The 725-nt window shown below is 62.8% G+C and carries 1 protein-coding gene; it reads left to right on the top strand.

Annotated features, from left to right (window positions below):
* A partial coding sequence (locus VTU_RS34085) for an Ig-like domain-containing protein (RefSeq protein ID WP_010108835.1) occupies nt 1-725 on the top strand: 725 nt, incomplete at both ends.

The following is a 725-nucleotide window of genomic DNA, read 5'->3' on the forward strand; positions in this document are numbered from 1 at the left end:
CGACGACGTCGTGCTCACCGATGCCAACGGCACGCTGGGCCCGCTCACGGCCAATGCAGACGGCAAAACCTGGACCGCCACCTTCACGCCCACGAACAACATCGAGGACAGCAGCAACACCATCGGCGTCAACCTCGCTGGCGTGACCAACGCCGCAGGCACCGCCGGTACCGGCCCCGCCACCAGCGCCAACTACTCCATTGATACCAAGCGGCCAACACCGACCTCCATCACCATTGATGACCCCAAGCTCTGCGCCGGCGAATCAACCACCGTCACCCTCACCTTCTCCGAAGCGATCAATCGGAACAGTCTCACTCTGGCGCGCCTTCTTGGCTTTACCCCCGATCTCACCGCCAGTTCCGGCACAGTGTCCAATCTGCGTACCACCGACGACATTACTTGGCAGTACACGCTCACTGCCCCGACTACCGGCGCATCATCGACCGGCAATTTCCTCAGCGTGCTTACAAGTGCCGTGACCGATGTCGCAGGCAACACGGGTCAGGCCGGAGCGACGTATTTCGATAACGTCCCCTACGACATTGACCTCGTTCGCCCCACCGCCACGATCACCCTGACCGACAACGCGCTCACCGTCGGCGAAACCACCACCGTCACCTTCGCCTTTAGCGAACCCGTCACCGGCTTCACGCGCGAGGACATCGTGCTCACCGACGCCAACGGCACGCTGGGTCCGCTCACGGCCAACGCCGACGGCAAAA

The sequence above is a fragment of the Verminephrobacter aporrectodeae subsp. tuberculatae At4 genome, assembly GCF_000193225.1.
GTDB classification, from domain to species: Bacteria; Pseudomonadota; Gammaproteobacteria; order Burkholderiales; family Burkholderiaceae_C; genus Acidovorax; species Acidovorax aporrectodeae.